At 68.0% G+C, this 7,787-nt stretch carries 5 protein-coding genes; 3 read left to right on the top strand and 2 right to left on the bottom strand.

Features of this window, described 5'->3' with window-relative positions; translation table 11 throughout:
• Positions 1–151 precede the first annotated feature (151 nt).
• Positions 152–1,240 (bottom strand): PA containing protein, encoded by a 1,089-nt coding sequence (locus tag ACFWIW_RS41980; protein ID WP_378373585.1) that lies wholly within the window; start codon positions 1,238–1,240, stop codon positions 152–154.
• Positions 1,241–1,449: 209 nt separating this feature from the next.
• Between ACFWIW_RS41980 and ACFWIW_RS41975 the strand changes: the two genes are divergently transcribed.
• Both ACFWIW_RS41975 and ACFWIW_RS41970 read left to right on the top strand, forming a co-directional pair.
• Positions 1,450–2,550, top strand: coding sequence for an adenosine deaminase (locus ACFWIW_RS41975; RefSeq protein ID WP_378373584.1), 1,101 nt, complete (start codon positions 1,450–1,452; stop codon positions 2,548–2,550).
• Between the two features lie 65 nt (positions 2,551–2,615).
• Entirely contained in the window at positions 2,616–3,824 is a 1,209-nt protein-coding gene (locus ACFWIW_RS41970; protein ID WP_378373583.1) for an MFS transporter, read from the top strand.
• A 20-nt stretch (positions 3,825–3,844) separates the two neighbouring features.
• On the opposite strand, the gene ACFWIW_RS41965 is transcribed toward ACFWIW_RS41970, so the two are convergent.
• Complete coding sequence (locus ACFWIW_RS41965) at positions 3,845–5,089, bottom strand: primosomal protein (protein ID WP_378373582.1); 1,245 nt, start codon at positions 5,087–5,089, stop codon at positions 3,845–3,847.
• Positions 5,090–5,241: 152 nt separating this feature from the next.
• Here ACFWIW_RS41965 and ACFWIW_RS41960 point away from each other — a divergent pair, with 152 nt between their 5' ends.
• Positions 5,242–7,746: a DEAD/DEAH box helicase gene (locus ACFWIW_RS41960; RefSeq protein WP_378373581.1), complete on the top strand. Its 2,505-nt coding sequence runs from the start codon at positions 5,242–5,244 to the stop codon at positions 7,744–7,746.
• Positions 7,747–7,787 lie beyond the last annotated feature (41 nt).

The raw sequence follows: 7,787 nt of genomic DNA, 5'->3' as shown, positions 1-7,787 counted from the left end.
AGAGACAGGGCTTTCGCAACGCCCGGGCCCGGCGGATCGCGATTAGCCCGCTAAACGCAGGTCGGCGCGGGGAGCCAGGCCGGAGAAGCGTGAAGGCCCCCTTCCCTCGGCTCAGCCGAGGGAAGGGGGCCTTCACGCGCTAAAGAAAGCGTCAGTCCGTGGACTCGTCGCCGCCGTCGGCCTTCGCCTTGGCGTCGGCCGCCTTGGGCGCCCGGCCGTTGCGCGAGCTGCGGCGCGGCTGGCGCGGGGCGGGCGGCGGCGGGGAGATCTGCTGCACGGCCGGGCCACCGCCGAGCATCAGCTCCGCGAAGGTCGCCATGGCCTCGTCCAGCTGGCCGCCGATGCGGCGCACGGATTCGTCGTTGCTCTTGCGCACCAGCGAGTCGACCGAGTCGGTGTCCGGCTGCTTCTGCAGCGTGCTCTCGACCTTCGACAGACCGGAGCGGATCGAGCCGTCGAGGTCGCCGAGGCGCCCGGTGAAACCGTCCTCGACCTTGTCGAGCCGCTCGGCCAGGTCGTCGAGCCGCGAGGTGACCTTCTCGAGCCGGTCGCCGAGGCCGTCGAGGCGCTCCGAGGCGTCGACCATCTCGCCGGTCTCGGTCAGCGCGGTCTTCAGCGCCTCGGTGTTCGCGGTGAGGCTTTCCTTGGTGGCCTTGTCGAGGTTCTCGACGCGGGTGCGCAGCTCGCGGTCGACGGTGTCGACGCGGTCCCGCAGGGTGGACTCGGCCTGCTCGACGCGCTCGCGCACCGGGCCGATCACCGACTGCGGCAGCGCGTCGGTCTTCACGTCCTGCTTGTCGAGGTGCGCGCCGAGCTCGTCGAGACGGCGGTGGATGTTCTGGAGCTTGTCTTCGAGCCCGTCCATCCGGCCCCCGACGCCTTCCAGACGCGCGGCCATGCCGTCGAGGCGGCCGTCGAGCTGAGCGAACGGCTTGGCCAGCTTGTCGACGATGCTTTCGACGGCGCGGGTCAGCGCGGCGATCGCGGTGTCCTGCGCTTCGAGCCGCGACATGGTCTCGTCGAGCCGCTCGGCGAGCACGCTGGTCTCGGTGCGGTCGGGCATCTCGGAGAGCCGCTTGCGCACCGCGCCGAGCGAGTCGACCGGGGCCAGACGTGCGTAGATGTCGTCGAGCGCGTCGAAGATCTGCTGCTGTTCGCTCTCACGCACTTCGGCCGCGCGCACCAGCATGTTGCGCATCCGGTCGAAGGACGGGGCTGCAATGTGGTTGTCAGTGGTCACTGCGGTGTCCTTCGTGGGCGGGGAAATGGGAGGGACGTGCCGTGAAGCTTATCCATTGCGAAATTGCTCTGCGTATGGCCCCCGGGTATCGGACAATGCCGAGCTCTGCCCTGATGGCCGATTCAGCCGGTGATCCACAAAGCCGAGGGTTAAGTCAAGCATGAGACTTACAGCCATGTAGGGGAATGACAGGCTGGTTACCGTTACGTATGTCCTCTGAAAGCAGCAGACCACACGTCCCGGAGGCGGTACTGGCCCGCGCTCCCAAGGTTCTCCTCCACGACCACCTGGACGGCGGATTGCGGCCCGCGACGGTCGCCGAGCTCGCCGAGCGGACCGGCTACGAGGCCTTGCCCACCACCGATCCCGTCGAACTCGGCCGATGGTTCCGCGACGCCGCCGATTCCGGCTCTCTCGTCTCGTACCTTGAGACGTTCGCGCATACCTGCGGGGTCATGCAGACCGAGGAAGCGCTGGTCAGAGTGGCCGCCGAGGCGGTGGAAGACCTCGCGGCCGACGGCGTCGTCTACGCCGAGGTGCGTTATGCCCCAGAACTCTTCGTCGAACGCGGACTGTCACTCGATGCGGTGGTCGAGGCGATTCAGGCCGGATTCGCCGAAGGTGAACGGAGAGTGGCGGACGGCGGCGGCCGGATCCGCGTCGGGACGTTGCTCTGCGCGATGCGCCAGCACGCCAGGGCGCTGGAGATCGCGGGCCTCGCGGTGCGCTACCGCGACGCCGGCGTGGTCGGGTTCGACATCGCCGGACCGGAAGACGGTTTTCCGCCTACCAGAAATCTCGACGCATTCGAGTTTCTGCGGACGAATAATGCGCATTTCACCATTCATGCCGGGGAGGCGTTCGGGCTCGCGTCCATTTGGGAGGCGATTCAGCATTGCGGCGCGGAGCGGCTGGGTCACGGCGTGCGCATCGTCGACGACATCAAGACCGACAGTGACGGCACGGTCCATTTGGGACGGTTGGCCGCCTACGTCCGCGACCGGCGGATCCCGCTCGAGATCTGTCCCACGTCCAATGTCCAGACGGGAGCGGCGCGTTCGATCGGCGAGCATCCCATCGGCCTGCTCGCCAGGCTGCGGTTCCGGGTCACCGTCAACACCGACAACCGGCTGATGAGCGGCTGCTCGATGACCAGCGAATTCGCGGCCCTGAGCGAGGCGTTCGGCTTCGGGTTGGCCGATCTCGAGTGGTTCACGATCAATGCGATGAAATCCGCCTTCCTCGATTTCGACCAGCGGCTCGACATCATCAACACGGTCATCAAGCCGGGGTACGCGGCCTTGCGTTAGTTAGCAGTGACAACTATCGTTCACTATGTAGGAGTGTTATCCCAAATAGTGAAACGGTGGCGATGATGACGCAGGTCGTGGACGTGGGGATCGGCGGCAAACGGCGCTGGCTCATCCTCGCGCTCGGCCTCGCCGCGCAGACCGCGAGCTGTTCGTTCCTCTACGGGCTCCCGTTCCTGGTGCCGTCGATGCAGCGTGCGGAGGGGCTCTCGCTCGCCGAAGCGGGGACCGTGGTCGCGGCGCCGAGTCTTGGCCTGTTGTTCACCTTGATCCTGTGGGGTGCGGCCGCGGACCGTTACGGAGAGCGTTTGGTAATGGCCATCGGGCTCGGCGTCTCGGGGTTACTCCTCGTGTACGCGGCCGCCGGTGACCACTCGCTCGGGATCCTCTTTGGGGTGTTCTTGCTCGCCGGCGCGAGCACCGCGTCAGTGAACGCCGCGAGCGGCCGGGCCGTCCTGGGCTGGTTCGGCCCGGCCGAGCGCGGCTTCGCGATGGGCATCCGCCAGATGGCCCAGCCGCTCGGGGTGGGCGTCGCCGCCTTCGGGCTCCCGCCGCTCGCGGACCGCTGGGGTTTCCAGGTCTCGCTCCTGCTGCCCGCGCTGACCGCGATCGGCGTCGCGCTCCTGGTCGCCTGGCTCCTGGTCGATCCGCCGCGCCCGGAGGCCGAAGCGGGCAAGGGGGAGAAACCGCCGTCGCCGTACCGGAGGCCGGCGTTGTGGCGGGTGCACGGCGCGAGCGCGCTGCTCGTCGTCCCGCAGTTCACGGTCTCCGCGTTCACCCCCGTGTACCTGGTGACCATGCACGACTGGACGGCGGCGTCCGCGGGCTGGTTCGTCGGCGCCGTGCAGATCCTCGGCGCACTGGGCAGGCTGGTGTCGGGTTACTGGTCCGACCGGGTCGGCAGCAGGCTGCGGCCGATGCGGCAGCTGGCGATCGCGAGCGCCGCGGTGATGCTGCTGGTCGCGCTCGGGGACGCGACGTGGCCGTGGCTGGTGCTGCTCGCGCTCGTCCTGGCCGCGGTGATCACGGTGTCCGACAACGGGCTCGGGTTCACCGCGTCGGCGGAGATGGCCGGGCTCGCGTGGGCGGGGCGGGCGATGGGCACGCAGAACACCGGCCAGAACATCGCCGCCGCGCTGACGCCGCCGATGCTGGGCCTCGTGATCGGTGATTCGCGGTACGCGCTGGCGTTCTGCGTGGCAGCGGTCTTTCCCGCGCTGGCTGTGGCGCTGGTGCCCGTCAGAGACGAAAAGAGCCCCTCAGGACGAACCTGAAGGGCCCTTTCACGGGTGGATCAGAGAACCGTGAGCCGGTTCTCGAAGGTCTCGACGAGCTTCCGCCACTCGGACTGCTCGGCGTCGAACGGAGCGCTCGGCTCGAGCCGCGACGGGTCCGGCCGCAGCACGAACGACACCAGCCAGCCGAGGCTTTCGTTGGCGGCGAGCGCGGTTTCGACGCTGTCGTCTTCGGCCCACTCGGCGGCGTCGGTGATCAGCTCGACGGCCAGCTCCAGCTGGGTCGGGTCGATCGACTCCGGGCCTTCGGCGATGTCGTCGGCGATCCCGTTCAGCACGTAGGTGTTCTCGGTGTCGACCTCGATCTCGAGCTCGCCCGCGGTGGCCTTCGTGGCCACTTCGTCCCAAGTGGACACTTCGGCGAGGTCGTTGCCCGCCAGCTCCTTGCCGTCCGCGATCGCGCGGATGAGGGCCTTCTCGGAGGTGAAGACGTCGATCTCGCCTTCGCTGCCGAGGAAGATCGGCTTGTCGTCGAGGTAGCAGCGCAGCGTGTAGTACTCGGCGCCGGAGGTGATGATCTTGATCGGGTCGATGCCGACCTCGCCCCAGAAGCCGACGGGCTCGTCGTCTTCGTCGTCGTCCTCGTCCGCGTCGTCCACCAGGTCGTCGTCGGCGGCGGCGGCTTCGGCCTCGGCGGACTCCGCGAGGAAGGTCGCGAGCTCCTCCGCGGTCTGCTCCAGCACCTTCTCGTCGACGTCGGGGACGGTCACCAGGCCGTCGATCGCGTCGAGGACGGTGTCCCACTTCTCGGAGACCGCCTGGGACAGGTCCGCCCAGAGACGCTCGCCGTCGCGGCCGGAGAAGGGCAGCGTGCCCTGATCCAGCAGTGAGAAGCTCTCGTGCGCGTCGAGGACTTCGTGGACCTCGTCCAGCTCGCACACGTCCGCGAGCGAACGCACGATGCCGATGATCTCGGCCAGCTCGCCGAGGGTCCACTGGTCCGGCTTCTCGGCGACCAGCTCGGGGACGCCCACCAGGTCGTACGTGTGGTCGTCGTCCGGGATGAGCTCGGGCACGTTCAGCGCCGGGACGACCTCCCACGCGGGGTGGTCGAGCAGGTCGTGCTGCTCGGAGGTCCGCACGAAGGCGGCGAGATGCGCGGCGTCCGGGAAGGCGTACAGGTCCTCCTCGTCGCCGAGGAAGGCTTCCCATTCCTCGCCGTCTTCCCGCCAGCGCGGCGCCCAGAGGGTGACGACGTCACCCTGTGGCAGGCCGAGTTCGATCGGGATGATGTCCTGTGCCATTCCTTTAGCCCTCTCGGATTACCGCCTGTGTGCGCGCGGCCGGTCGATGGTGCCGGAAGGTGCGCGGTACCGCGAAGCCTACGGGTTTCCGCCGATGGGCGCGATCACCCCTGGGCAAGAAGCGACCAACGGATGGCACGATAGGTCCTCTGATGACACTTACAGACCTCCTGCCTGCGGATCCCGACCCCGACTCGCTGTTCGAAGCCTTCTCCACCTGGACGGCCGAGCGCGGGTTGGAGCTGTACCCCGCGCAGGAAGAGGCCATCATCGAAGTGGTCTCCGGCGCGAACCTGATCCTGTCGACCCCGACGGGCTCGGGTAAGAGCCTGGTCGCCGTCGGGGCGCACTTCACCGCGCTCGCGCACGGCCGCCGGAGCTTCTACACGGCGCCCATCAAGGCGCTCGTCTCGGAGAAGTTCTTCCAGCTCATCGAGATCTTCGGCGCCGAGAACGTCGGCATGATGACCGGCGACTCGGCGGTCAACGCCGACGCGCCGATCATCTGCTGCACGGCGGAAATCCTGGCGAACATGGCGTTGCGCTTCGGTGCCGACGCGCCGGTCGGCCAGGTCGTCGCGGACGAGTTCCACTTCTACTCGGAGCCGGATCGCGGCTGGGCCTGGCAGGTGCCGCTGCTGGAACTGCCGAAGGCACAGTTCGTGCTGATGTCGGCCACGCTGGGCGACGTCTCGTTCTTCGAGAAGGACCTCACCCGCCGGACCGGCCGCCCGACGGCGGTGGTCACCTCGGCGGAGCGGCCGGTGCCGCTGACCTTCCGCTACGCGCTGACGCCGTTGCACGAGACGATGTCCGAGCTGCTCAACGGCGGGCAGTCGCCGGTCTATGTCGTGCACTTCTCGCAGGCCGCGGCGATCGAGCGCGCGCAGACGCTGATGAGCATCAACGTCACTTCGAAGGCGGAGAAGGAGGCCATCGCCGAGATGCTCGGCGACTTCCGCTTCTCGGCCGGGTTCGGGAAGACGCTGTCGAGGCTGGTCCGGCACGGTATCGGCGTGCACCACGCCGGCATGCTGCCGAAGTACCGGCGCCTGGTCGAGCAGCTCGCGCAGGCCGGGCTGCTGAAGGTGATCTGTGGGACCGACACGCTCGGCGTCGGCATCAACGTACCGATCCGCACAGTGGTCTTTTCAGCGCTGACGAAGTACGACGGCGTGCGGCAGCGGCATCTCAAGGCGCGCGAGTTCCACCAGATCGCCGGCCGCGCGGGCCGCGCCGGGTACGACACCGACGGCTACGTCGTCGTGCAGGCGCCGGATCACGTCGTCGAAAACGCCAAGGCGCTGGAGAAGGCGGGCGACGACCCCAAGAAGAAAAAGAAGATCGTCCGCAAGAAGGCGCCCGAGGGGTTCGTCAACTGGACGGAGAGCACCTTCGACCGGCTGATCGCGGCCGAGCCGGAGCCGCTGACGTCGAGTTTCCACGTCAGCCACTCGATGCTGCTGAACGTGATCTCCCGGCCGGGCAACGCGTTCGACTCGATGCGGCATCTGCTGGAGGACAACCATTCCGACCGTCCCGCTCAGCGGAAACTGATCCTGCGCGCGATCGCGATCTATCGCGCGCTGCTCGCGGCCGGCGTGGTGGAACGGCTCGACGAACCCGACGAGCAGGGCCGTATCGTCCGGCTGACCGTGGACCTGCAGTTCGATTTCGCGCTGAACCAGCCGCTCTCGCCGTTCGCGCTGGCCGCGATCGAACTGCTCGACGTCGAGTCGCCGTCGTATCCGCTCGACGTCGTGTCCATTGTGGAATCCACTGTGGACAACCCGCGTCCGGTGCTGTCGCAGCAGCAGTTCAAGGCGCGCGGCGAGGCCGTGCAGGCGATGAAGGCCGAGGGCATCGAGTACGACGAGCGGATGGAGCTGCTCGAGAACGTCACGTACCCGAAGCCGCTGGAGGAGCTGCTGGAGGCGGCGTATTCCCGCTACCGGCAAGGGCATCCGTGGGTCGAGGACTACGAGCTCAAACCGAAGTCCGTCGTGCGCGACATGTACGAGCGGGCGATGAACTTCGTGGAGTACATCGGTTTCTACCAGCTGGCACGCTCCGAAGGGCTGGTGCTGCGATACCTCACCGACACCTACGACTCGCTGCGGCACACGGTGCCCGACGAGGCCAAGAACGAGGGGTTGCAGGACCTCATCGAATGGCTCGGCGAACTCGTGCGCCAGGTCGACTCCAGCCTCCTCGACGAGTGGGAAGCCTTGCGGCATCCCGAAGAGGAGGGCCCGGTTTCGACGAGGCCACCGTCCGAACCGCCCGCGGTCACGCGCAACGAGCGGGCGTTCCGGGTGCTGGTGCGGAACGAGCTGTTCCGCCGGGTCGAGCTGGCTTCGCGGCGCGCCTACGACACGCTCGGCGAGCTGGACGCGGCGTCGGGCTGGGACGCGGACGCGTGGGAAGACGCCATCGAGGACTACTACGACGAGCACGAAACGCTCGGCATCGGGCCGGACGCGCGCGGGCCGAAGCTGCTGATCATCGAGCAGGAGAAGGAGATCTGGCGGGTGCGGCAGATCTTCGACGATCCGGCGGGCGACCACGACTGGGGCATCAGCGCGGAGGTCGACCTGGCCGCTTCGGACGAGGCGGGTTCGGCGGTCATCCGGATCACGGCGGTGGACCAGCTCTGACGGCCTCGTGAGTGGCAAGGACGGTTCTAACCGTCCTTGCC

The sequence above is a fragment of the Amycolatopsis sp. NPDC058340 genome (assembly GCF_042723975.1).
Lineage (GTDB): Bacteria > Actinomycetota > Actinomycetes > Mycobacteriales > Pseudonocardiaceae > Amycolatopsis.
The sequence above is the reverse complement of the archived record's forward strand: the minus strand, read 5'-3'. Positions and strand labels throughout refer to the sequence as shown.

What these genes read in the sequence shown, in the direction of transcription:
- ACFWIW_RS41960 (WP_378373581.1), top strand. Translation starts at nt 5,242, where the DNA reads ATGACACTTACAGACCTCCTGCCTGCGGATCCCGACCCCGACTCGCTG.
- ACFWIW_RS41975 (WP_378373584.1), top strand. Translation starts at nt 1,450, where the DNA reads ATGTCCTCTGAAAGCAGCAGACCACACGTCCCGGAGGCGGTACTGGCC.
- ACFWIW_RS41965 (WP_378373582.1), bottom strand. Translation starts at nt 5,089, where the DNA reads ATGGCACAGGACATCATCCCGATCGAACTCGGCCTGCCACAGGGTGAC.
- ACFWIW_RS41970 (WP_378373583.1), top strand. Translation starts at nt 2,616, where the DNA reads ATGACGCAGGTCGTGGACGTGGGGATCGGCGGCAAACGGCGCTGGCTC.